Origin of the sequence: Nonomuraea sp. NPDC048826, from assembly GCF_043198225.1 — a bacterium.
Lineage (GTDB): Bacteria > Actinomycetota > Actinomycetes > Streptosporangiales > Streptosporangiaceae > Nonomuraea.
Genome location: NZ_JBICUQ010000006.1, coordinates 572820 through 595345, shown reverse-complemented (window position 1 = coordinate 595345; position 22526 = coordinate 572820). Strand labels below are relative to the sequence as shown.

21 protein-coding genes are annotated in these 22526 nt (G+C 72.3%); 11 read left to right on the top strand and 10 right to left on the bottom strand.

Annotated features, from left to right (window positions below; all coding sequences use genetic code 11):
* Window positions 1–6 precede the first annotated feature (6 nt).
* Genes ACGFI7_RS24540 through ACGFI7_RS24520 form a run of 5 tightly spaced genes read left to right on the top strand, consistent with a single transcriptional unit; the run spans window position 7 to window position 7174 of the window.
* On the top strand, window positions 7–1257 hold the full coding sequence (locus tag ACGFI7_RS24540) for an ABC transporter substrate-binding protein (protein WP_393408478.1): 1251 nt from the start codon (window positions 7–9) through the stop codon (window positions 1255–1257).
* Window positions 1254–2096, top strand: coding sequence for a carbohydrate ABC transporter permease (locus tag ACGFI7_RS24535; RefSeq protein WP_393408475.1), 843 nt, complete (start codon window positions 1254–1256; stop codon window positions 2094–2096). The genes ACGFI7_RS24540 and ACGFI7_RS24535 overlap by 4 nt, the downstream gene beginning before the upstream one ends.
* The gene (locus ACGFI7_RS24530) at window positions 2093–2902 is read left to right on the top strand and encodes a carbohydrate ABC transporter permease (protein WP_393408472.1); all 810 of its coding nucleotides are present in this window, start codon (window positions 2093–2095) and stop codon (window positions 2900–2902) included. Before ACGFI7_RS24535 ends, ACGFI7_RS24530 begins: the two co-directional genes overlap by 4 nt.
* Window positions 2902–5961 carry a glycoside hydrolase family 38 C-terminal domain-containing protein gene (locus ACGFI7_RS24525; protein ID WP_393408470.1) on the top strand — a complete coding sequence of 1020 codons (3060 nt, stop codon included), beginning with the start codon at window positions 2902–2904 and terminating at the stop codon, window positions 5959–5961. The genes ACGFI7_RS24530 and ACGFI7_RS24525 overlap by 1 nt, the downstream gene beginning before the upstream one ends.
* Window positions 5948–7174 (top strand): enolase C-terminal domain-like protein, encoded by a 1227-nt coding sequence (locus ACGFI7_RS24520; RefSeq protein WP_393408468.1) that lies wholly within the window; start codon window positions 5948–5950, stop codon window positions 7172–7174. Before ACGFI7_RS24525 ends, ACGFI7_RS24520 begins: the two co-directional genes overlap by 14 nt.
* A 6-nt stretch (window positions 7175–7180) precedes the next feature.
* On the opposite strand, the gene ACGFI7_RS24515 is transcribed toward ACGFI7_RS24520, so the two are convergent.
* From ACGFI7_RS24515 to ACGFI7_RS24485, 7 genes are all read right to left on the bottom strand, one after another.
* Entirely contained in the window at window positions 7181–9316 is a 2136-nt protein-coding gene (locus tag ACGFI7_RS24515; RefSeq protein WP_393408466.1) for a peptidase domain-containing ABC transporter, read from the bottom strand.
* Complete coding sequence (locus ACGFI7_RS24510; protein WP_393408464.1) at window positions 9313–9501, bottom strand: hypothetical protein; 189 nt, start codon at window positions 9499–9501, stop codon at window positions 9313–9315. Before ACGFI7_RS24510 ends, ACGFI7_RS24515 begins: the two co-directional genes overlap by 4 nt.
* Window positions 9498–10493 carry a TIGR04500 family putative peptide maturation system protein gene (locus tag ACGFI7_RS24505; protein ID WP_393408462.1) on the bottom strand — a complete coding sequence of 332 codons (996 nt, stop codon included), beginning with the start codon at window positions 10491–10493 and terminating at the stop codon, window positions 9498–9500. The genes ACGFI7_RS24510 and ACGFI7_RS24505 overlap by 4 nt, the downstream gene beginning before the upstream one ends.
* On the bottom strand, window positions 10490–11449 hold the full coding sequence (locus ACGFI7_RS24500; RefSeq protein ID WP_393408459.1) for an MvdC/MvdD family ATP grasp protein: 960 nt from the start codon (window positions 11447–11449) through the stop codon (window positions 10490–10492). Before ACGFI7_RS24500 ends, ACGFI7_RS24505 begins: the two co-directional genes overlap by 4 nt.
* Window positions 11450–11498: 49 nt before the next feature.
* On the bottom strand, window positions 11499–11648 hold the full coding sequence (locus tag ACGFI7_RS24495) for a hypothetical protein (RefSeq protein WP_393408456.1): 150 nt from the start codon (window positions 11646–11648) through the stop codon (window positions 11499–11501).
* 145 nt (window positions 11649–11793) lie between these two features.
* Complete coding sequence (locus ACGFI7_RS24490) at window positions 11794–12591, bottom strand: hypothetical protein (protein ID WP_393408454.1); 798 nt, start codon at window positions 12589–12591, stop codon at window positions 11794–11796.
* Window positions 12588–12989: a peptidase inhibitor family I36 protein gene (locus ACGFI7_RS24485; RefSeq protein ID WP_393408451.1), complete on the bottom strand. Its 402-nt coding sequence runs from the start codon at window positions 12987–12989 to the stop codon at window positions 12588–12590. The genes ACGFI7_RS24490 and ACGFI7_RS24485 overlap by 4 nt, the downstream gene beginning before the upstream one ends.
* 162 nt (window positions 12990–13151) lie before the next feature.
* Here ACGFI7_RS24485 and ACGFI7_RS24480 point away from each other — a divergent pair, with 162 nt between their 5' ends.
* Both ACGFI7_RS24480 and ACGFI7_RS24475 read left to right on the top strand, forming a co-directional pair.
* Window positions 13152–13298, top strand: coding sequence for a hypothetical protein (locus ACGFI7_RS24480; protein WP_393408449.1), 147 nt, complete (start codon window positions 13152–13154; stop codon window positions 13296–13298).
* Complete coding sequence (locus tag ACGFI7_RS24475) at window positions 13298–13924, top strand: DJ-1/PfpI family protein (protein WP_393408446.1); 627 nt, start codon at window positions 13298–13300, stop codon at window positions 13922–13924. Before ACGFI7_RS24480 ends, ACGFI7_RS24475 begins: the two co-directional genes overlap by 1 nt.
* On the opposite strand, the gene ACGFI7_RS24470 is transcribed toward ACGFI7_RS24475, so the two are convergent.
* The 3 genes from ACGFI7_RS24470 to ACGFI7_RS24460 are packed head-to-tail and all read right to left on the bottom strand — an operon-like array spanning window position 13910 to window position 16811.
* Window positions 13910–14683 (bottom strand): SDR family NAD(P)-dependent oxidoreductase, encoded by a 774-nt coding sequence (locus ACGFI7_RS24470; protein WP_393408443.1) that lies wholly within the window; start codon window positions 14681–14683, stop codon window positions 13910–13912. The genes ACGFI7_RS24475 and ACGFI7_RS24470 overlap by 15 nt on opposite strands.
* A complete protein-coding gene (locus tag ACGFI7_RS24465; RefSeq protein ID WP_393408440.1) occupies window positions 14680–15696 on the bottom strand; it encodes a DUF4432 family protein in 1017 nt (338 codons plus the stop codon). The genes ACGFI7_RS24470 and ACGFI7_RS24465 overlap by 4 nt, the downstream gene beginning before the upstream one ends.
* Window positions 15693–16811 carry a DUF4185 domain-containing protein gene (locus ACGFI7_RS24460; protein WP_393408437.1) on the bottom strand — a complete coding sequence of 373 codons (1119 nt, stop codon included), beginning with the start codon at window positions 16809–16811 and terminating at the stop codon, window positions 15693–15695. Before ACGFI7_RS24460 ends, ACGFI7_RS24465 begins: the two co-directional genes overlap by 4 nt.
* 184 nt (window positions 16812–16995) lie before the next feature.
* On the opposite strand from ACGFI7_RS24460, the gene ACGFI7_RS24455 reads away from it, so the two are divergent.
* The 4 genes from ACGFI7_RS24455 (at window position 16996) to ACGFI7_RS24440 (ending at window position 22524) form a co-directional block, all read left to right on the top strand.
* Window positions 16996–18606: an ABC-F family ATP-binding cassette domain-containing protein gene (locus ACGFI7_RS24455; protein WP_393408434.1), complete on the top strand. Its 1611-nt coding sequence runs from the start codon at window positions 16996–16998 to the stop codon at window positions 18604–18606.
* A gap of 92 nt (window positions 18607–18698) precedes the next feature.
* On the top strand, window positions 18699–19499 hold the full coding sequence (locus ACGFI7_RS24450; protein WP_393408432.1) for a hypothetical protein: 801 nt from the start codon (window positions 18699–18701) through the stop codon (window positions 19497–19499).
* 117 nt (window positions 19500–19616) lie between these two features.
* Window positions 19617–21041 (top strand): hypothetical protein, encoded by a 1425-nt coding sequence (locus ACGFI7_RS24445; RefSeq protein ID WP_393408429.1) that lies wholly within the window; start codon window positions 19617–19619, stop codon window positions 21039–21041.
* Between the two features lie 526 nt (window positions 21042–21567).
* Window positions 21568–22524 carry a C40 family peptidase gene (locus tag ACGFI7_RS24440; RefSeq protein ID WP_393408426.1) on the top strand — a complete coding sequence of 319 codons (957 nt, stop codon included), beginning with the start codon at window positions 21568–21570 and terminating at the stop codon, window positions 22522–22524.
* Window positions 22525–22526: the final 2 nt, after the last annotated feature.

The following is a 22526-nucleotide window of genomic DNA, read 5'->3' as shown; positions in this document are numbered from 1 at the left end:
GGGAACATGGTCCGGTCACGTGTGGCCACGATCGGCGTGGCAGCCCTCCTTCTCGCCGCCTGCGGCGGGAACGGCGCCGAGGCGCCGCAGCAGAAGACCGAGCTGACCCTCTACAACGACAAGGGCGCCTGGAGCGAGTACTTCGAGCAGATGGGCGCCGCGTCCAAGCAGGCCATCGGCCTGGGCATGAAACCGAGCGGCTACACCGACTCCGCGCAGTACCAGGCGTTCATCAAGGCCTCGTTCCGGACGAACGTCAAACCCGACCTCTTCACCTGGCAGACCGGGGGGATGCTGGAGGAGATCGTCAAGCAGAAGCAGGTGGCCGAGACCACGGCCATCTGGCAGGAGGCCATCAAGAACGGCGACCTGTCGCAGGACCTGGCCCCGTACTACACCATCGACGGCAAGCAGTACTGCGTGCCGATGAACGTCGCGTACTGGGGCATGTTCTACAACAAGAAGGTCTTCGACGAGCACGGCCTGCAGCCGCCGGAGACCTGGGACGACCTCGTCAAGATCGCCGACACTCTGAAGCAGCAGGGGGTCAAGGCGTTCTACCACACCAGCGTGCTGTTCTCGTTCGTCTGGTTCGAGCAGCTCATGGCCGGCATGGACCCCGACCTGTACGACCGGCTGTCCACCGGCAAGGCCAAGTACACCGACCCCGGTGTGGTCGCCGTGATGAACAAGTGGAAGGAACTCGTCGACGCCGGCTACTTCGTCAACCCGGGCGACAAGACCGACCCGGCTGACCTGCTGAAGAGCGGCAAGGCGGCGATGGTGTCCTTCGGCACCTGGTTCAACACGAGCATGACCCAGCGCGGCATGAAGGCGGGCGAGGACTACGGCTTCTTCGTCATCCCCAACGTGAACGCGTCGCTGCCGAAGACCTCCATGATCTTCGAGAGCGGCCCGCTGTGCTCGCTCGCCAAGGCGCCCGACCCGGCGGCCAGCACCAAGTACCTGACCTGGTGGACCACCGCCCAGGCGCAGGAGAAGTGGGCCACCGCCCGCGGCGACGTGAGCGCCAACCCCAAGGTGCAGATCGCCGACGAGGCGCTCGGCAAGGTCACCAAGGACGCGGGCAGCGGTGAGTACCGCCTGGTCAACCGCTACTTCGAGGCCACCCCGCCGCCGATCCTGACCGCCGCGCTGGACGGCTTCTCCAAGTTCGTCACCGACACCAGCACCCAGCAGGAAGTGCTGGAGACCATCCAGAAGGAGGCCGACGAGTACTGGAGCACGCACCAGTGACCCGAGCTCCCATGCTGGGCCGGTTCAGGCACGGCTACGTCGCCCCGGCGGCGCTGCTCGTCGCCGGGCTGCTCTACACGCCGTTCCTGTGGACGGCCTACCTGAGCCTGACCCGGTACGACGGGCTGGTGCCGCCGGAGTGGGTCGGTTTCGCCAACTTCGTCAAGCTGCTCGACGACCCCGTGCTGCTCACCTCGGTGCGCAACACGCTGATCTGGGTGGCGGGCACGATGGTGCTGCCGGTCGGGCTGGGGCTGCTCGTCGCCGTGCTCTCGTACGACATCAAGGGCGGCGGGTGGTACCGGCTGCCGTTCATGCTGCCGTACGCGCTCAGCGGCGCCGGGCTGGCCCTGGTGTGGAGCCCGATCCTGTCGCACGACGGGGTGGCCAACAACCTGCTCGGCGTGGACACCGCGTTCCTGCAGGAGGCGCCGCACAACACGATCGCGATGCTGCTGGTGTGGACGTGGCAGCAGCTCGGCGTGAACACGCTGCTGTTCGTCGTCGGGCTGCAGTCGATCCCGAAGGAGCCGATCGAGGCGGCCAGGCTGGACGGGGCGTCCGGGTGGCGGCTGTTCCGGTACGTCATCTGGCCGCTGATGCGCCCGCTGACCGCGGTCGTGGTCGGGCTGGCGCTGGTGGCGAGCCTCAAGACGTTCGACATCGTCTGGGTGCTGACGCAGGGCGGGCCGGGACGCAACTCCGAGACGCTCGCGGTGACCATGTACAAGGAGACGTTCGTGGCCAGCGACTACGGCTACGGCTCGGCGGTGGCGGTGGTGCTGACGGTGGTCACCGGGCTGGCGTCCTACCTCTATCTCAGGAGGCAGGTGCGATGATCCGGCGCGCCGTGCTGATCGTGCTCGGCCTGATCTGGCTCGGGCCGACCTACCTGCTGCTGGTGAACGCCTCGCGGTCGCCGGAGTCGTACGACGCGTCGCGGGCGTGGGCGCCGCCGGACGACTTCTCGCTGGTCACCAACTTCCTGCGCGCGCTGGACAGCGCCGACCTGGGCGCCAGCCTGGCCAGCACCGCTCTTTACAGCCTGGTCTCGCCCGCGCTGGGCGTGCTCATCGGCGCGCTGGCCGGCTACACGATCGTGGTGCTGCGGCTGCGGCACGGGTTCTGGTGGTTCCTGCTGATCTTCGGCGGGACCGTCTTCCCGGCCCAGATGCTGCTCGTGCCGCTCTTCGTCGGCTACAGCGACGCCGGCCTGTACGACAGCCGCGCCGGGATGATCCTCGTCTACACGGCGATCAACGTGCCGCTGGCCGCGTTCGTGCTGCGGAACTTCTACAGCGGAGTCGCGTTCTCGATCTTCGAGGCGGCCCGCATGGACGGCGCGTCCACGTTCCGCATCTTCTGGCGGATCTACCTGCCGCTGTCGACCAGCGCGCTGGCCGCCGTATTCATCCTGGAGTTCACCTTCATCTGGAACGACCTGATCTTCGGCCTGACGCTGACCCAGACGGCCGAGGTGCGGCCGGTGATGACCGCGCTGGCCGGGCTGATGACCGACGTGTACGCCGGGACCCCGGTGCCGGTCGGACTGGCGGCGGGGCTGGTGGTGTCGCTGCCGACGGTCGTGCTGTTCCTCGCCACCCAGCGGCTGTTCGCCCGTGGCCTGTCCCTAGGGAGTGTGTGATGACGAGCCGGTTGCTGCAGCGGAGCCTGGGCTCACCGGACTACGACGGGATCCGCCAGGCGTTGCGCACCGGCACCTCGACGCCGGTGATCAGCGAGCGCGGGCTGGAGGTGCGGGTGGCGGTGCTGCCGCTGTTCACCCACGACGGCCGCCAGGCGGTCCGGGTGTCCAGCACGGTCCCGCTGACGCACGTGCTGGTCGGGGTCGACAGCGCCGCGGGCACGGACGTGACGCTGCTGGTGCCGGAGGTGAGCGAGCCGCGGGCGCTGACGCTGGAGTGCCGCGACGACGCCGGGGTGGTCGGCACCGCCCGGGTGACGGTCACGCCGCAGCGCAAGTGGACCGTGTTCGTCGTGCACCACTCGCACCTGGACATCGGCTACACCGATCCGCAGGGCACCGTGCTCCGCCACCACCTCGACTACCTGGACGCGGCCGTGCGGCTGGCCGGCGAGACCGCCTCCTGGCCGGACGACGCGAAGTTCCGCTGGACGGTCGAGTCGTCGATGCCGGCGCTGAAATGGCTGGACGCGCGCCCGCCGGAGCAGGTCGACCGGTTCGCCGCGCTGGCCCGCGAGGGGATCATCGAGGTCACCGCGCTGCCGTTCCAGCTGCACACCGAGGCGTGCTCCACCGAGGAGCTGTACCGCCAGCTCCGCTTCACCACCCGCCTGGAGCGCGCGTACGGGTTCGCCACCAGGTCGGCCATGCACACCGACGTGCCGGGCGCGGTCGTCGGGCTGATCGACGCGCTGTCGGCGGCCGGGGTGCGCTACCTGGCCGCGGCGCACAACTGGGCCGGCCGGTCCGTGCCGTACCTGCACGGCGGGGAGAAATTGACCCGGCCGTTCCGTTGGCGGGCGCCGAGCGGGAACGAACTGCTCGTGTGGTTCACCGACACCCCGCACGGCATGGCCTACATGGAGGGCAACACGGTCGGGCTGACCGACTCCTACGAACTGGCCGACGACCTGCTGCCGCGTTACCTGGCCGCGCTGGCCTCGCGCGGCTACCCGTACGGGCCGGGCACGTTCGGCTGGCAGGGACCGGACGCGCCGCGCGAACCGTACGAGCTGGACGTGCTGCACCTGCGGGTGCAGGGGGCGCACGCCGACAACGCCGGGCCGTCGATCGTGCCGGCGTCGATCGCCCGCCGGTGGCGGGAGCAGTGGGCGTGGCCGCGGCTGCGGTCGGCCGTCAACAGCGACTTCTTCGACCACGTGGCCGAGCACCACCACGACCGGCTGGCCGTGCACGAGGGCGACTGGACCGACTGGTGGGCCGACGGGCTCGGGTCGGGGGCGCGGCCGCTGGGCTACGTGCGGCGCGCCCAGGCGGCGCTGCGCGCGGCCGAGACGCTGCACACGCTGGCCGGCGCCGACGCCACCGAGCAGGTGGACGCGGCCTACGACAAGGTGGCGCTGTTCAACGAGCACACCTGGGGAGCGGCCAACCCGTGGGAGGACGCCGAGGAGGCCGGCGACTCGGGCGGGCTGCAGTGGACCCGCAAGTCGTCGGGCGCCTACGACGCCGGGGACGACGCCCTGGACCTGCTGCAGGCCGCCACCCGCCACTTCGCCGCCGCCCTGGGCGGCGACGGACCTGCCCTCGCCGGGACCGGTGCCGCGTCAGGGGACGGCGCCGCTCCCGGAGAGGGCGCGCTCGCGGCCTTCGCGGTGTTCAACCCGGGCACCGCGCGGCGGACCGACGTGGTCCGCGCGTTCCTGCCCCGCGACGTGGTGCCGGTGGACGTGCCGATCGCGCTGGTGGACGCGCGCACCGGGGAGCGGCTGCCGCACCACGAGGAGTACGTGGACCCGGACGACTGGCCGACCCGGCCGATCGGCCGGCACATCCATGCCGTGGTGCCCGACCTGCCCGGGTACGGGCACGTACGGCTGGATGTCGTGCGCGGTGAGGCGCAGGCGCCGGAGCCGGTCGAACTGGACCTCGGCGGGGTGATCGAGAACGAGTTCTACCGGGTGACCTACGACGTCCGCGAGGGTTACCTCTCCTCGGTGTTCGACAAGAAGGCCGGCCGGGAGCTGGTCAACCAGGACGCCGCCGCCGGGTTCGGCCAGTACGTCTACGACCGCTACGCCACGGCGCCGCACTTCAACCACCTGTCCGGGCACGTCGGCGCGCACGACCGCACGCTGCTCGGCGACCGCGCCATCGCCCGCAACGCCACGGTCGTCAAGGCGCAGCGCACCGCCGTCGGCGAGAAGCTGGTGGTGGAGCTGCAGGGCAAGGGCGTCGACTGGCTGCGCACCACGGTCGAGCTGCACTACGGCGTGCCCCGCCTGGACCTGACCTACCAGCTCGCCAAGCAGGGCACCCCGGCGAAGGAGGCGGTCTTCCTGGCCTTCCCGTTCGCCGCCGGTCAGGCCACCGCCTGGGAGCTGACGGGCGGCGTCGGCGGCCCCGACGTGCCGCACGTGCCGGGCTCGGCCGCCTACATGCTGCCCATCCGGCACTGGATCGCGTTCGAGGACCCCGAGCTGACCGTCGCCTGGGCGACGCTGGAAGCGCCGCTGGTGCAGCTCGGCACGATCCACATGCCGTACGCGCCGTTCCCGCCGACGCTGGACGAGGAGCCGGGCACGGTGTACTCGTGGGCGCTGAACAACATCTGGGACACCAACTTCCCCGCGCAGCAGCAGGGCGAGACCACGTTCCGGTACGCGGTCCGCTCGGCGCCGGGCGTGCCGGGCAGACGGCTGGGGGCGCTGGCCGCGGCCGGGCTGACCGAGCCGTTCACCGGCGCCCTGCTGACCGGCGGGGGATGCGACCCGGAGCGCGCGTACGTGTCGGTGGACCACCCGGACGTCCTGGTCACCTCGCTCGGGCAGGCGGGCGCCGAACGGGTCGTGCGGCTGCGGTCGCTGGCCGCCGAGCCGGTCGAGGTGACCGTCGGACTGCCCGGGTTGCGGGCCGCCCGGGTGAGCGCGGGACTGGACCGCGCGCCGCAACCGCTCCAGGTGACGGGCGAATCGGTCAAGGTGCGGATCCCCGCCTGCGGGGTCGCCGCGGTTTGGGGGACGTGTGAAGATCGTTGACATCCGGGCCACCACGGTCGCCGTGCCGCTGGAGGCCCCGCTGCGGCACAGCAACGGCGCTCACTGGGGCCGTTTCGTGCGCACGATCGTCGAGGTCGAGGCCGACAACGGGCTGATCGGGCTGGGCGAGATGGGCGGCGGCGGGGAGAGCGCAGAGGCGGCGTTCCGCGCCCTGCTGCCCTACCTGCGCGACCACGACCCGTTCCAGCTGGAGACGCTCCGCTTCAAGATCGCCAACCCGACGGCGTCGCTCTACAACAACCGGACCCAACTGCTGGCCGCCGTCGAGTTCGCCTGCCTGGACCTGATCGGGCAGCAGCTCGGGGTCGCGGTCTGCGACCTGCTGGGCGGGCGGATCCGCGACGAGGTGCCGTTCGCCTCGTACCTGTTCTTCCGCTACGCCGCCGAGGGCTACCCCGAGGTGCGCACGCCCGAGCAGCTCGTCGAGCACACCCGGGCGCTGAAGGCGGCGCACGGATTCACCGTGCACAAGCTGAAGGGCGGCGTGTTCCCGCCGGACTACGAGCTGGAGTGCTACCTCGCGCTGGCCGCCGCCTTCCCCGGTGACCGGCTCCGGTACGACCCGAACGCGGTGCTGTCGATGGCCGAGGCGATCCGGTTCGGCCGGGCCATCGAGGACCTGGACAACGACTACCTGGAGGACCCGGTCTTCGGTCTGGAGGGGCTGCGGCAGGTGCGCGAGCGGGTCCGGGTGCCGATCGCGACCAACACTGTGGTGGTCAACTTCGAGCAGCTCGCCGCGAACGTGCTGCGCCGCGGCGCGGACGTGGTGCTGCTCGACACCACGTTCTGGGGCGGTGTCCGGGCGTGCGTGAAGGCGGCGGGGGTGTGCGAGACGTTCCAGGTGGACGTGGCCGTGCACTCCTCCGGTGAGCTGGGCATCCAGCTCGCGACCATGCTCCACCTGGGCGCGGTGCTGCCGAACCTCACGTACGCGGCCGACGCCCACTACCACCAGCTCCGCGACGACGTGATCGAGGGCGGCAAGCTGGCGTACGCCGGGGGCGCGATCCCGGTGCCGTCCGGGCCGGGGCTGGGCGTGCGGCTGGACCGGGAACGGCTGGCCCGCTACGCCGAGCTCTACCGTCAGGAGGGCGGCTACCCCTACGACCGGGACCCGGGACGGCCCGGCTGGTTCGCTCGGGTGCCGAACCAGCGCTTCGCCGACCCGTCCGTCCCGGCCGAGCTCTGACCGGTCTCACCGCCGTGGCCGGGCGAGGTCCGACAGGGCCGCGTACCGTCCGCCGAGCCGCATCAGCTCGTCGTGGGTGCCCCGCTCGGCCACCCGGCCCGCGTCGACGACCAGGATCTGATCGGCGTCGCGCACGGTGCTCAGCCGGTGCGCGATGACGATCCGGGTCAGCGGCAGGGTCGCGAGATTGTGCTCGATGGCCGCCTCCGCCACGGTGTCGAGGTGGCTGGTGGCCTCGTCGAGCAGCAGGATCCGGGGCTCAGGCAGCAGCGCGCGGGCCAGCGCGATCCGCTGCCGCTGGCCGCCGGACAGCCCGCCGCCCTCGGCCAGCATCGTCTCGTAGCCCATCGGCATGGCCATGATGTCGTCGTGCACGTGCGCCAGCTCGGCGGCCCGCACGATCCGGTCCAGCCCGGCGCCGGGGACCGTCAGGCCGATGTTCTCCCTGATGGTGCCGGTGAACAGGTGCGGTTCCTGGGTGACCACGCCGAACCGGGCGCGCAGCCCTACTGGGTCCAGGTCGCGGGCGGGCGTCCCGTCGTAGCGGATCTCGCCCTCGACCGGCTCGTACAGGCCGAGCAGGAGCCTGCCCAGCGTGCTCTTGCCCGAGCCGGAGCTGCCCACCAGCGCGACCTTCTGCCCCGGTTCGATGCTGAGCGTGACGTCCTTGAGCGTCCAGGGGGAGCGCGGGTCGAAGCGGAACCCGACGCGGCTCAGCGTCACCTGCCCGCGCAGCTCGGGCCGCGCCCCGCCGGTGCGCTCCGGCTCGGCTTCGATGATGTCGGCGAGCCGGTCGACGTGCGCCCCGGCCTCCTGCAGTTCCTGGAGGCTGGTCAGCAGCGAGGTCAGCGGCGTGAGCGCGGAGACGGCGAGCGCGTTGAGCGCGAGCATCGTCCCCAGGCTCAGCCCGCCGTCGAGCACCCGGACCGCGCCCACGAGCAGCAGCAGCGCGGGCGCGAGGACTCTGACGCCCGCCAGCACGGCGTCCAGCAGCCCGCGGGTCAGGCCCAGCCGCAGGTCGGCGTTCATCTGGGCGGTGAACATCGCCGACCACCGCTCCACGGCGCGCCCTTCGGAGCTGGAGGCCTTGATCGACTCGATGCCCCGGATCGACTCGATGAGCCGGCCCTGGGTGGTGGCGGCGGCGGTCAGCCCGCGCCCGGTGAGGTCGGTGATCCGTTTCCGGGTGAGGACCAGCAGCACGACCTGGACGGCCGCCATCACGCCCAGGCACCCGCCCAGCAGCGGGTCGCCCACCAGCACGAGGACCACGAGCACCACGGCGAGCGGGCCGTCGAGCAGCGCCGACAACACCTGGCCGGACAGCATGGCCCGCAGGCTGGCCGCGCTCTGCGTGCTCATGACCAGGTCGCTCGTCCCGCGCAGGGTGAAGTACCGGTACGGCAGCGCGAACAGCCGCGAGACCACCCCGGCGGTGAACTCGGTGTCGGCCCGGGCCCGCAGCATGAGCAGCGCGGCCGTGCGCAGGTAGCTGAGGATCCCCTGGATCAGCACCACGAACGGCAGGCCGACGAAGAGGACCACCAGCAGGTGGCGGTCGCCGCCGGGCAGCACCGCGTCCACGACGAGCCCTGACAGCAGGGGCGGCACGAGCGCGGCCACCTGCAGGAGCAGCGACGCGAGCAGCGCCTGGGCCAGCAGGCCGCGGTGACGGACGAGCAGGGCGCGCAGCAGGTTCGCGCGCCAGGGCGGCCGCTCCGGGCCCCGGACGCTGAAGTCCGGACCCGGTTCGAAGGCCAGCACGACCCCGGTGAACCCGAGGTCGAACTCCTCCGCGGTGAGCCGGCGCCGCCCGGAGGCCGGGTCGACGACGTCGACGGCGTCCGGCCGCCAGCGCTCGACCACCAGGAAGTGGTTGAACTCCCAGTGCACGACGAACGGTCCCGGCACCGAGCCGAGCCGCTCGGGCGCGATCGAGAGCGCCTTGGCGCGCAGGCCGTAGGAGCGGGCGGCCTCGACGAGCGCGAACGCGGTCAGCCCGTCCCTGGACACCTGGACGTCCGCGGCGACCTCGCGCACGGTCACTCTGCGCCCGTGGTGGCCGAGCACCATCGCCAGGCACGCCGCGCCGCAGTCGGCCATCGTGCTCTGCAGCAGGACGGGCACCCTGACCCGCGTCATCGGGCGCCGCCGAGCGCGGGCAGGACGCCGAGCGCCACCACGATCGCCAGCGACAGCGCCAGCACGCCCACGTAGATCCACAGCCAGGCGACGAGCGTCCCGGAGACCCGGAAGGGGCGCTCGACGCGCCGCCGGACGCCCTGGTGGTGGTGGAGCACCTTCTCCCGGTACGGCAGCGGCTTCATCGGCCCGCCGTCCGTTCCGCGAGGCCCCAGAACCATTCGATCTTGGCCGTGCTCCTGCGCCGCTCGACCCACTCGCGAAAGACGCGGCGTTCGACGAGGTCGCGGGTACCCGCGTCGAGCACGGCGGGCTCCACCGCCAGGACCTTGACCAGCAGGTGCCCGTGCTCCGTGCGGAACGGCCCGGCGACCTGCCCCGGCGGGGTGGCGAAGATCCGCTCCGCCTGGCCGGCGTCGAGCTCGCCCCGGCGTACGGTGGCGAACACCTCGCCCGGACGGGCCGTACCGTCGGCGAAGGCCCGCTCGACCGCGTCGAGGAACCCGCCAGGGGCGGGCACGGCCGGCTCGGCGACGAACTCCGCCCGCGCGACCCGGGCGACGTCGAGCTCCGCGCCGTGCGCGGCGAACCACTCCTCGACCCGTCCCTCGGACACCCGCTTGCGGAGCGCGGCCACCGCGGCCTCCAGGGATACCAGCTCCTCCAGCTCGCGGTGGGAGACGCGGTGCCGCTCCATCCACTCCCGGGTCGCCGCCGCGGTCAGCAGGCCGCGGGCGCGGCGGAAGGCGTCCATCGCCTCCTGCAGCGCGGCGTCGGTCAGCGGTTCCCGCGTCTCCTCCAGTTCCTCGCGCACCAGGCTGTCGGCGACGAGCCGGTCGGCGAGCGCGGACTCGTCCCAGATGAAGTCCAGGCAGGCGATCGCCCTGGCCACCGGCGTCTCGATCCCGTTGACCCGGAGCAGCAGGTGCTCGCCCGCGCGGTGCACGCCGCGCAGCGGCCAGGGCAGGGCCCGGTCCGGGCACCAGGAGAGGGAGACCGTGGCGTCGCCGTCCTTGATGAGCAGGGCGTGGTGGAGCGAGCCGTCGAACTCCTCGCGCTGGGCGAGCAGCCGCGCCCGGACCCGCGGGTACGCCGCCCGGAACGCCGCCAGCCCGTCGGCGGGCCGCTCCGAGCTGAGCAGGCCGACCGCGTCGGCGAGCATCGGGCCGTCCGTCATCGCGTCGCTCCGCTCTTGAGCAGGTCGCCGATCGCCGCGCTGATCGGCAGGCCGGCCGCCTCCTCGATCCACAGGAACTGGCCGTTCGGATTGATCTCCAGGAAGACGTGGCGGCCGTCCGGGGTGACGATCAGGTCGATCGCGCCGTAGGACAGCCCGAGCCGCCGGACCAGCTCCAGGCAGCGCCGGGCGACCTCGCCCGGCAGGTCGTGCGGCAGCACGGGGGTGGCGCCGGGGTCGTAGTGCCGCCAGTCGTGCCGGGTGTGGTTGCTGACCTGCGAGTGGATCTCGGCTGAGAAGAGCTCGCCGCCGACCACCGTCACCCGCACCTCGACCCGCTTGGGCACGTACGCCTGGACGATGACCGGGCAGAGCCGCAGCGCGTCGGCGTGACCCAGGTCCGCCGGGGTCACCGGCGCCGCGAACCGCCCGAACCGCTCACCGGCCGCCTCCCACTGGTTGCCGTGCACCGGCTTGGTGATCACCCGGCCCTCGTGGCGGTGGTAGAAGTCGAGAAAGCTCTCGGGGTCGTTGGTGACCAGCGTCTCGGGCAGCTCGAAGCCGAGCCGCCGGGCGATGTCCAGCTGGTACGGTTTGCGCGCCGCGCGGTCGATGACCGGCCTGGAGGCGGGGACCTTGAGGCACCCGAGCCCGTCCCACAGGCTCTCGGCCAGGATGCGGCACTCCTCCTCGACGTGGTCGCGGGCGAGGGTCCGCGGGTGCGCCACCGGGTTTCCGGGGCGGCGGTACCAGATCGCGGTCAGCTCGTCGAGGACGAGCCGGCGGCCGTCGCGGCCGAGCGTCCGCAGGGTCGAGCCGTCGCCCGGCAGGCCGATCTCCAGGGTGGCGGAGACGGGGAAGTCCGCGGGGTCGAAGACGGTGACGTCCGCCCCCGCGAGCGCCTCCACGACGCGTTCGGCGTGCTCGTCACCGGCGGAAGTCAGTACGAGGATCATGACCGTGGTCCCGGTCGGGGGCGCGCCATGGTCGCGCCCCCGCGGCACACTAGTTGCTGTCGCCGGAGGTGTGCGTGTGGCCGCCGCAGATCACGATGACCTGGCTCTTCGCGCCCCCGCTCACCTGCAGCAGCTGGCCCTCGTCGAGCTCGGCGCCGAGCGCCGCGATGTCGTCGAGGCTGGTGCGAGTCTTGCTCATTTCTTTCCCCGCATTCGTCGCACGGGGAGCCGGATGCGCCCCGTTCGCAGGGTCACACGCTAGGGACGCGGCGGGTGAGGGGGCGTCCGCCGCGGGGATGATCGGTGGTCCCCCTGTCGAGTGATTCGTCCGGTAACGCCCGGATTCAGCTGCGGTCCAGGAGGGTGGTGGCCCGCCGGACCCGCTCGTTCAGGTCGGCGCGCAAGAGGGCGAAGCGGCCCGCGTGCTTGTGGACGAGCCTCCGCTGCAGCGCGGCGTCGGCCGCGAACCAGCGCGCCACCAGCCCGGACGACCACTTGCAGGCGGTGTCGGCGATGGCCGTGCGCTTCTCGTCAGCGCTGATCACCGGTTTGTCCAGGGCCCAGCGGGGGTCGCCGATCGCCGCCTCGGGCGACGGGTACGGATGACCCGCGGAGCGCATGCAGGCCACCCAGCCGGTGACGGCCTGACGCACCTCCGGGCGGGCGGCGGAGCGTTCGAGGGTGCGCGCGTCGCGCCGCGCCAGCCACGTCCAGGGCGCCTGCCCGGACGACGCCAGCCGCACCGCCGCCCGCTCCTCGCACGCGCGCAGACCTGCCGGGTGACGCCGCGCCTTCTTGGCGCGCTTCCCCGACCCGGCCGGCTCCGCCTGCGCGGCGGGCAGGTGGTAGCCGAACTCGGCGGCCTGGGCCGGGTCGGCGACGCCGTAGCGGCGGGAGTTGCCGGGATCGGGCGGCGCGAGCGGGACCGGGCCGCGCCGGCCGCCGCGCCGGCTCAGGCAGCGGGTGACCAGCGCGCGCCGCGCGGTGTCGAGCAGCGCGCGCTGGCCCGGCGCCGGCTTGTAGGCGTCGAACGGCAGGACCAGATCGTCCACCGAGCCGGCGACCGGCCCCGGCGCCGGCGGCGCGCCCGCGCAGCCCGCCGCCACCGACACCACCAGCCCGAGGGCGAGAAGCCTGATCATCGGCACTGGATGTCGAGCGAGCTGACCCGGTTGTTGCCCACCGGATTGTTGGCCAGGAACCCGTCGCCCGTGCCGTGACCGAGCGTGCTGTGGGCGCCGGTGAAGTAGGGGTTCTGCCAGAGCGTCACCGGGCAGCCGAGCCGGTTCTTCGCCGAGCTGGTCTCGTTGTTCATGCCGATCCAGGAGTCGGTGTAGTCCCATTTCAGCCAGGTGTCGCCGGACAGGTCGGGGTCGTCGCGGACGAAGTCGCGCCAGAGGTCGACCTGGCCGCGGTTGAAGTCGAAGCCCGCGTACAGGCAGACCCGGCCCTGGAAGCAGGCCGAGCGCGGGCTGGCCGCGGCCGGGACGGGCACGGCGAGGACGAGCAGGACGGCGGCCACGAGGGTGGACAACCTCAACGGGGACCTCCTGGATCAGTCGAGCTGTGGAAGTATCGATAACTTAGCGTGCCTGAACGCATACTCCAGGTCATGGCACGGATCCCCGGGTAAAGCCGATGGCGTAATCCGCAATGGTCGTGTCGTTGACGCCGCGCGACGGCCACGACCAGCATGAAAGGTATGAAGAGGCGGGTCGTCCTGGTGGCTCACGAAGGCTTCCAGCTGCTCGACCTGGCCGGTCCCGCCGACGTCGTACCGCGTCTTCCGCCGCACCTGCGCATCTCACCCGGCGACTACCGTCGCCGGTTCCACACGAAGGAGTGCTGATGCACGTCGCGATCCCCCTCTACCCCAGGTTCACGGCGCTGGACGCCGTCGGCCCCTACACCGTGCTGGGCTTCGCGCCCGGCTGGACGGTCACGTTCGTCGCGGCGGAGCCGGGCCTGGTGCACGACGACCTCGGCACGCTCGCCATCCCCGCGACCGCGAGCTACGCCGACCTGCCGGAGCCGGACGTGATCCTGGTGCCCGGCGGCCTCGGCACCTTCGACGCGCTCGCCGACGAGGCCCTGGTCGACTGGATCCGCCAGGCCCACGAGCACACCCGGTGGACGACGTCGGTGTGCAGCGGCTCGCTCCTGCTCGGCGCGGCGGGGCTGCTCCAGGGGCGGCGGGCGACGAGCCACTGGGCGGTCACGGGGTTCCTGCCCGGCGCGGGCGCGGACCCGGTGACCGAGCGGGTCGTGGTCGACGGCAAGATCGTCACCGCGGCCGGGGTGTCGGCCGGCATCGACATGGCGTTCGACCTGCTCGGCCGGGTCTCCGGCGACGAGACGGCCGAGTCGGTGCAACTGGTCATCGAGTACGACCCGGCCCCGCCGTACGACGCCGGCGCGATCACGAAGGCGTCCGACGCGCTGCGCGAGCGCGCGGCGGAGCTACTCCGTCGGTAGCGCGGCGGGGTTCCTGGCCAGCAGGCCGCCGTCGACGCGGTGCTCAGCCCCGGTGATGAACGACGAGCGCGGCCCGGCCAGGAACGCCACCAGCTCAGCCACCTCCTCGGCCCGGGCCACCCGGCCGAGCGGGTGCGCCCGGCCCCACTGCGCCACCTGCTCGTCCTGCGACAGCTCGCCCCGCCACAGGTCGGCCGCCCAGCGCAGCATCGGGGTGTCGACCGAGCCGGGGCAGACCGCGTTCACCCGCACGCCCTCACCGGCGTGGTCCAGCGCCATCGCCCGCACCAGCCCGTTCAGCGCCGACTTGCTCGCCGTGTAGGCCGCCACCTGGGCCTGGGAGGCGAACGCCTGCACCGAGGAGACCACCACGACCGAACCGCCGCCGCGCTCGGCGAGCCGGGGCACCGCCGCCTGACAGGTGAGGTAGACGCCCTTGAGGTTGATGTCGAGGACCTCGTCCCAGACCTCCTCGGGGGTGTCCACCACCGTGCCGTAGCGCTGCACGCCCGCGCACGTCACCACCACGTCCAGCCCGCCGTACCGGGTCACGGCCAGGTCCACCAGGTCACGCATGTCGGCGGCCCGGCGCACGTCGGCGACCACGCCGGTGACCCGCTCGCCCTCCGACGCGGCCCCCTCGTCCGCGCCGCAGAACACCACCGACGCGCCGCCCGCCGCCAGCCGGTCCACGACCGCCCGGCCGATGCCCATCGACCCGCCGGTGACCAGCGCCACCTTGCCGTCGAACTCGGTCACTTCACCACCTCCGCACGCATCGACAGCACCCTGGTCTCGCCCGGCCCGAGGACGAGCGCGGTGCCGTTGGCCACCGCCGCCGCCAGCCCGTCGGTCGGCACGCTGGAGAACGGCTCCAGCCCGACCGTGAACGCCCGGCCCCACCAGGGATACCCGGTGGAGGCGCCGAACTCCTGCCAGAGCCACAGATAGGGCAGCACCTCGGCGTCCCACTCCACCCGCAGCCCGAGGTCCGAGACGATCTCGTACCACCCGGCCCGGAACCCGGTCAGGTAGACGATGTCGCTGGGCGTGCCCCGTTCGGGGACCGCGCTCAGGTCGACCTCGCCGCCGCCGTCGGCGGGCACGACCGGCCAGTCCCACGGGCCGCCGGCCTTCACCCGGCGCCCCTCCGGGTTGATCGCGGTCTCGTGCGGGATCACCCGTACGCCCTCCGGCAGCCGGATCCTGGCCCCCGGGCGCAGGAACGGCATCCCGTACACCAGGTGCTGCCCCCACATGGCGTGCAGGAGGAGATCGGAGTCGTTGACCGCCCGCCCCTCGATCTCCAGCGCGGGCGTGCCCGACCGCAGGCGGAGCGTCCGTTCCAGCCGGTACGGCAGCCGCCTGGTCCGCACGTGGAGCCGGATCGCGACCTCGCGTTCGGTGTCGGCCACCACCTCGTACTCCCACGGCAGCCCCGACACCTCGCCGTGCTGGGCCAGCCGGGCGCCGCGGTACTCGCTGGGCGCGCCGCCGTTGGGGAAGACCTCCTGCCAGCCGCCCTCGTAGTGGTCGACGAACTGGGCCACGTCGTCGGCCGCGCCGTGCAGGTGCTCGCGCGGGTCGCGCAGGCCCTGCGGGGAGAGCCAGACGAAGTCGGTGTCGGTGGGCTTGTGCAGGAACTCGACGACGTCGCCGCCCTTGCCCGGCAGCACGGTCACCCGGAGCAGCTCGTTCTCCAGCGTGACCGCGCGGAGCCCGCCCACGCCCCCGTGGCGCAGGCGGGCTCCCCAGTTGCGGTCGAGGATCATCCGAATCTCACGTCGATGAACCGCGGGCGGTAGATCGACACGTCCCGGTAGTGGTCGGTGTTGACGAAGCTGTTGACGTTGTAGGAGACGACCAGCCCGTCGGAGGCGATGCCCGGGTGGGCGTGGGCGTTGTAGGTGAAGATGTTCCCGCCGGTCTCGGGGGTGGTGTAGATCACCTGCTTGCCGGTGAACGGGCCGGTCGGGGAGCACGACGAGTACGCCACGATCCGCGCGCTGAGCACCTCGGTGGTGTCGTGCGTGATGAGCACGTAGCCGTCGCCGACCTTGGTCACGCTGTACTCGTTGGCCACCCCGTCCATGACGCGGGCCGAGTCGGTCTCGTCACGCGACCAGGTGCCGTCGGCGGTCAGGAACTCCCACGTGCCGAGCAGGCTGTCGCCCCGGACCCGGGCGAGGTGCATGTACTTCGGCGAGCCGTGGTCCTCGACCCCGTAGACGTAGGTGTACCCGCCGTCCTTGAGGATCCCGGACGCCCAGGCGACCCCGTGGCCCGAGGGCAGGTCGTGCACGCTGAGCGGCCGGTCGAGCCTGCCCTGGGGGAACCTGGTCACCACGTTGCGGTGCCAGCGCCAGTCCCACGCGCCGGGGCCGAAGCGCTCGTACTCCTGATAGGTCACCTCGACGATGCCGCCGGCGAGCGTCACGTCGCCGGCCCAGTACCAGTGGTTCTGGTCGCGGGGCGGCATCACGGCCTTCGGGGCCTGGCTGCTGCCGCCGGTGATGGTGCGCAGGCGGCCGTCGCGCTCGACGGCGAAGGAGTTGTTCAGGAAGACGGTCGTGCCGCCCTCCTCCACCACCGGGGGCCGGGAGCCGTCGGGGTTGACCTGGCCGAGGAAGGTGTCGGAGAACACCCACAGCTCGCGCCCGTTGGGCAGCCGCACCGAGTAGGTGCCGTCGGCGCCGGTCCAGTCGTCGAGCCGGCTGTTGTCGTCGCCGTACGTGGTGAACAGCGTGGTCAGCCGCTGGTTCACCGAGGAACCCTGGAAGGCGGGCGCGCAGCCGGGCGACGCGGCCACGGCGGCGGCGGAGGGCACGGCCGTGAGGGTGGACAGGGCGAGGACCAAGGTGAGGAGCACTGCTCTGAGTCGCGCCATGACACGTCCTAGAGGTGGGGGATGCCTACAGTTCTAGTCATCAGATCACTTACTGTCTAGACCTCATGGCGCGGAAGTCTCCCCTTCGGCGAACCGGTCCGGGTTCAGCGCACGCAGTGAAAACGGGGTGCTCCGCCACGAAATCGGAAGGTACCCTCCACAAGGATCGAGGAGGGGAATTGTCGTGGGACACGTCGAGGTCGCTCACCTGACGTACGTGCTGCCCGACGGGCGGCCGTTGCTCGACGACGTGTCGTTCAGGATCGGTGAGGGCGTCAAGGCCGCGCTGGTGGGGCCCAACGGGGCCGGGAAGACGACGCTGATGCGGCTGATCGCGGGAGACCTGCGGCCGGTCGAGGGAGGAGTGGTGTCCTCCGGCGGGCTGGGCGTGATGCGGCAGTTCGTCGGCAGCGTGCGCGACGGCAGCAACGTCCACGACCTGCTGCTGAGCGTGGCGCCGCCCGCGGTGCGGGAGGCCGCGGAGCGGCTGGAGCGGGCCGAGCTCGACATGATGGAGCGCGACGACGAGAAGACGCAGCTCCGCTACGCCCAGGCGATCAGCGACTACACCGACGCCGGCGGGTACGAGATCGAGGTCCTGTGGGACACGTGCACGGTCGCCGCGCTGGGCGTTCCGTACGATCGCGTGAAATATCGTGACGTGGCCACGCTGTCCGGTGGTGAGCAGAAACGGCTGGTCCTGGAGGCGCTGCTGCGCGGCCCCGACCAGACGCTGCTGCTGGACGAGCCCGACAACTACCTCGACGTGCCCGGCAAGGAGTGGCTGGAGCAGCAGCTCCGCGAGACGCCCAAGACCGTGCTGCTGGTCAGCCACGACCGGCAGCTCCTGGCCAACTCCGCCGACCGGATCGTCACCGTGGAGTCGGGCAACATCTGGATCCACGGCGGCGGCTTCGGCACGTACGCCGAGGCGCGCAGGGCTAGGAACGAACGCCTCGACGAGCTGCGGCGGCGCTGGGACGAGGAGCACGCCAAGCTCAAGGCCCTGGTCAACATGCTGAAGAACAAGGCGCGCTACAACGACGGCATGGCCGCCGCCTACCACGCCGCCCAGACGCGGCTGCGCAAGTTCGAGGAGGCGGGGCCGCCCGAGACGCCGCCGGCCGACCAGAACATCAGCATGCGCCTGCGCGGCGGCCGCACCGGCAAGCGCGCGGTCATCTGCGAAGGGCTGGAGCTGACCGGCCTGATGAAGCCGTTCGACCTGGAGGTCTGGTACGGCGAGCGGGTGGCGGTGCTCGGCTCCAACGGCTCCGGCAAGTCACACTTCCTGCGGCTGCTGGCCGGCGAGGAGGTCCGTCACGCCGGTGCGGCCCGGCTCGGCGCCCGGGTGGTGCCCGGCCACTTCGCCCAGACGCACGCGAGGCCCGAGCTGGCCGGCCGCACCCCGGTCGAGATCGTGATGACCGAGCACGCCCGGCTCAAGAACGAGGCGATGAAGGCGCTGGCCCGCTACGAGCTGGCCGGGCTGATCGCCGACCAGCGGTTCGAGACGCTTTCCGGCGGCCAGCAGGCCAGGCTGCAGATCCTGCTGCTGGAGCTGTCCGGGGCCACGCTGCTGCTCCTCGACGAGCCGACGGACAACCTCGACCTGGCCAGCGCCGAGGCGTTGCAGGACGGGCTGGACGCGTTCGACGGCACGGTGCTCGCGGTCACCCACGACCGGTGGTTCGCGGCTGATTTCGATCGGTATTTGGTATTCGGCGCGGATGGCGCGGTTTATGAGTCACCGGAGCCGGTCTGGGATGAAAAGCGGGTCGTTCGCGCCCGATAGGAAATCAAAGAGCCCGATAGGAAATCAAAGAGTTGGTACGCCCGGCGCGTGTCAGGGGCCGGGCGTACCCATGATCGGGTTATCACGGCAAAGTGATCCCGCGTAGCCGAACCGTCAGCCTCCTCGCACTCGGGGCGATCTGCCTAGCCGGGTGCTCGTCCGAGGAACCGACGCAGCAGCAGCTCAAACCGCTCACCCTCATGGAACAGGTGTCGGCCGTCACCAAGTCGGACGACGGGTACGCCGTGACCTGGGCCGCCGTCCTGGCCAACGGCAACCCGTGGCACTTCGGCGAACACGTCGTGGCGACCGTCGTCGGCAAGGACGCCAAGGGCAAGGAGGTGTTCAGGACGGACCAGCCGCTGGACGCCGTGCCGCCCGGCGGCTCCCTGACGTTCACCGGCCAGGGCACCGCGACCGCCCAACCGGCCAAGGTCGACGTCGCCTACCGGCCCGCGCGCTGGCGCCCCGCGGCCCGGGTGCCCTCGGCCTTCCGGCCGTTCCCGGTGTCGCGGGTGCAGACCATGCGGCAGAAGGACGGGTCGTACCTGATCACCGGATACGTCGCGAACCCGTACCAGCTGCCCGCCAGCAGCCTCGTGGTGAGCGCGCTGCTCCGCGACGCCGGCGGCAAGCTGCTGGGCGGCGGCAGCACGTTCGTCGACGAGGTGCAGGCGGGCCGGCCGCCGCGGTTCATCCTCACGGTGGCCGGGCTGCCGTCGGGCGCCAAGGTGAGCCGCACGGAGGTGACCGCCCGCACGTGGGGGTCGACCGCGCGGCCGTACGAGGAACTGGCGATGGGCGGCGCGGTGCCGCTGCACACGGTCAAGCCGACGACCGAGCCCTTCGAGACGGACCGGGGAAGTCAGGTGTCGCCCGCCGCGGCCGAGTAAACAAAAAGGCCATTCCGGACGAACTGCTTGACATTTTTCTGGCTTGCTCATGACAAGGGATGTGTATCGCGCGGAATCGGTAGAACTGCAAGTTACGACTCCATTACATTCGGTGATATGAATGACCGCGTCCTGGTCGAAGCCCTGCGCGCCGGCGACCCAGGCGCACTCGCCGCGCTCTACGACGCGCACGCCGAGAGCGTCTACCGCTACTGCTGGTCCCTCCTGCGCGACACCGACAGCGCCCAGGTGGCCCTGCGCGACGCGCTGATCGCGGCCGAGGCGCACGCCGCCGCGCTGTCCGACCCCGGCCTGCTCCGCCCCTGGCTGTACGCCCTGGCCAGGAGCGAGTGCCGGCGCCGCCGGATGGCCGCGGCGCAGGCGGCCGGCGACGTGCTGGCCGACGCGCCGGAGCCGGACGACCCGGACGACGCCGACCTGCGGATCATGGCCTGGAACGCGGTCCAGAGCCTGTCCGCCGCCGACCGCGAGGTCCTGGAGCTCGACACCCGGCACGGGCTGACCGGCGCCGGCCTCGCCGCCGTCCTCGGCATCCCGGCACGCCGGCTCGACGCCGCCCGCGAGCACGCGCGCGCCCGCCTGCGCGACGCCATCACCGCCGAGATCCTCGCCAGGAAGGGCCCGTACGACTGCCCGCGCCGGGCCCGCATCCTCACCGGCTTCGCCGGCGAGCTGACCCTCGACATGCGCGAGCACCTCGTCCGCCACCTCGCCCGATGCGAGACCTGCTCACCGCACCGCAGCCGGCAGGTGTCGGCGGCGAAGGTCTTCGAGCTGCTGCCGCAGGTCACGCTCCCCGAGGCGCTCCGGGTGCGGGTGCTGAGCTGCTTCGTCGACCCGGAGCTGTTCCTCTACCGCCGCTACGTCGCCCGGCGGTCGCAGGCGCTGGACGGCGCCGGGTTTCCCGTGGGCGGGGAGCGGAAGCCGCGCACCTGGCCTCGCGCGGTGGCGTGCACACTGGCGGCGGTCGCGACCGTGGTGGCGATAGGCAGCATCTTCGACTACTTCGGCAAGGAGGTCGGCGACCTGCCGGGCGTCGCCACCGTGGCGTTCCCGCCCGAAGACCAGCCACCCGCCCTCCCCTGGCATCGGGCCGACGCCACCGCCGAACCGGGCCTCGACAGCACCGGCACCCGGCCACCGCTGGACGTGGCCAGCGCCACCCCACCGGCCCGCCTCGCCTCGCCCGCCACCGAAGCCACCCGCGGCCTCCCCACCCACGACCGGTCATCGGCCCCCGACCGCGACCCCGTCCCCACCCACAGCACCCACGCCACCCTTCCTTCCCTGCGTCCTGGCGAGCCCACCCACGCCCCCGCATCCCCCACCCAGACGCAAGCCCCGACGGCCCACCCGACCCGGCACCCCACCTTCCGCCCGACGATCCGCCCGACCATCAGACCCACAGGCCACCCCACCAGGCCGACCACCCACCCCACCACCCCCACCCCGGACCCCACCCCCACCTCCGACCCGATCCCCACCCCCTCCCCCCAACCCACCCCCACGGCAGCGTCATAGGGGAGCGGCTCTTCTGGTGAGGAAGAAAAGGTGAGCTGACCCGCCTCCCAGCCCCACATCTGCCCCAAGCCCCGGCCCGTCCTCACTGACCCAGCCCAGCGGGTTGCGGTGGGGGTTGGCCGGACGGCAGGCGAGCGGGCCACTGTGAGGGGACGGGGTGAGAGGACGGGGTGAAGTCAGGGGCGGGGCAGTGGGCGCAACCGGACCCCTTCTTCTCTCACCACCCACGAAGGCTCCTGATCACCAGAAGCAGTGCTCCGCCTCTATGAGGCTGAGCAAGGGACAGACCCCGAAAAGGGGGAGGTCGGGATTGAGGTGAAAGGAGTGTACGAGGGATAACGGTAGGGAACTGTGTGCATAGAGTGACAGCAGGGGGATTCTATGCACGTCCGAGCCGGAATCCTGCTCGCCTGCCTGGCCGTCGCCCTCAGCCCGCCGGTGCACGCCGAGCCGGGCTCCCTCCTCCCGTGACGTCGCCGGCGCGCGGCAGGACGTACGGGATCGTTCACGGGAACTGGTCAGGGCCGTGACCGCGCTGGCCGTGGCGCAGGCACGGCTGGAGGAGCTGGCCGCCGAGGCCGGGCGGCGGGTGGAGGTGTACCACGGCGAACGGGTGCGGCTGCGGCGGACGACGGAGGCGCACGAGCAGGCAGTAGCCCGGGTCGCCTCGGCGGATGCCGAGGTGGAGCATGCCCGGCGGCCGGTGGCGCTGCTGGCCGCGCAGGCGTACGGCGGGATGGATCTTCCGCGTCCGGCGATCCCCGGCGGGGACGGCGGCGGCCACGACGGCTACCTGCACCGCGCCGCGGCGCTCCAGCAGGTGGCCGGCGAACGGGCCGCGGTGCTGGCCAGGATGCGTGACGCCCAGACGGTGGCCGCGATCCTGCGCACCCAGGCGGCCCGCGCCCAGGCCGCCCAGCAGGCGGCCGTCGACGGCGCGGCCCACGCCAAGGCGGCTGCCCAGGAGGCCGTGGCCAGGCAGGAACGCGAGACGAAGGCGCTGACAGCCGAGCGTGACAGGCTGCGGCGGCGGGTGGACGCCGCCCGCGACCGGGCGGACCTGCGGGCCAGGAAGCGGGCGGGCCGGTTCAGGATGCCGCTGCGCCGCGGGTCGGGCCGCGGCCACAGGGCCGCCAACTGGGCGCTCACCCAGCTCGGCAAGCCCTACCTGTGGGCCGCCGCCGGCCCGCGGAGTTACGACTGTTCAGGGTTGACCATGAGGGCCTGGCAGCGGGCCGGGGTGCGGCTCGACCACTGGACCGGCACGCAGTGGACGTCGGGCCCGCGGGTCCCGCTCGACCGGCTGCGCCGCGGCGACCTGATGTTCTTCGGCCACAACCGGCACGACCCGCGCACCATCCACCACGTGGGCGTGTACGTGGGGCGCGGGCTGATGGTGCACGCGCCGCAGACCGGCGACGTGGTGCGCGTCGCCCCGATCTGGAGGCGGGACCTGGTGGGCGCCACCAGGCCCCGCGGATGACG

Bases quoted from the DNA above. Each gene is read 5' to 3' on its own strand.
- ACGFI7_RS24515 (WP_393408466.1), bottom strand. From the start codon at position 9,316: ATGACGCGGGTCAGGGTGCCCGTCCTGCTGCAGAGCACGATGGCCGAC.
- ACGFI7_RS24530 (WP_393408472.1), top strand. From the start codon at position 2,093: ATGATCCGGCGCGCCGTGCTGATCGTGCTCGGCCTGATCTGGCTCGGG.
- ACGFI7_RS24490 (WP_393408454.1), bottom strand. From the start codon at position 12,591: ATGATCAGGCTTCTCGCCCTCGGGCTGGTGGTGTCGGTGGCGGCGGGC.
- ACGFI7_RS24475 (WP_393408446.1), top strand. From the start codon at position 13,298: ATGCACGTCGCGATCCCCCTCTACCCCAGGTTCACGGCGCTGGACGCC.
- ACGFI7_RS24525 (WP_393408470.1), top strand. From the start codon at position 2,902: ATGACGAGCCGGTTGCTGCAGCGGAGCCTGGGCTCACCGGACTACGAC.
- ACGFI7_RS24510 (WP_393408464.1), bottom strand. From the start codon at position 9,501: ATGAAGCCGCTGCCGTACCGGGAGAAGGTGCTCCACCACCACCAGGGC.
- ACGFI7_RS24460 (WP_393408437.1), bottom strand. From the start codon at position 16,811: ATGGCGCGACTCAGAGCAGTGCTCCTCACCTTGGTCCTCGCCCTGTCC.
- ACGFI7_RS24495 (WP_393408456.1), bottom strand. From the start codon at position 11,648: ATGAGCAAGACTCGCACCAGCCTCGACGACATCGCGGCGCTCGGCGCC.
- ACGFI7_RS24445 (WP_393408429.1), top strand. From the start codon at position 19,617: ATGAATGACCGCGTCCTGGTCGAAGCCCTGCGCGCCGGCGACCCAGGC.
- ACGFI7_RS24505 (WP_393408462.1), bottom strand. From the start codon at position 10,493: ATGACGGACGGCCCGATGCTCGCCGACGCGGTCGGCCTGCTCAGCTCG.
- ACGFI7_RS24465 (WP_393408440.1), bottom strand. From the start codon at position 15,696: ATGATCCTCGACCGCAACTGGGGAGCCCGCCTGCGCCACGGGGGCGTG.
- ACGFI7_RS24480 (WP_393408449.1), top strand. From the start codon at position 13,152: ATGAAGAGGCGGGTCGTCCTGGTGGCTCACGAAGGCTTCCAGCTGCTC.
- ACGFI7_RS24540 (WP_393408478.1), top strand. From the start codon at position 7: ATGGTCCGGTCACGTGTGGCCACGATCGGCGTGGCAGCCCTCCTTCTC.
- ACGFI7_RS24500 (WP_393408459.1), bottom strand. From the start codon at position 11,449: ATGATCCTCGTACTGACTTCCGCCGGTGACGAGCACGCCGAACGCGTC.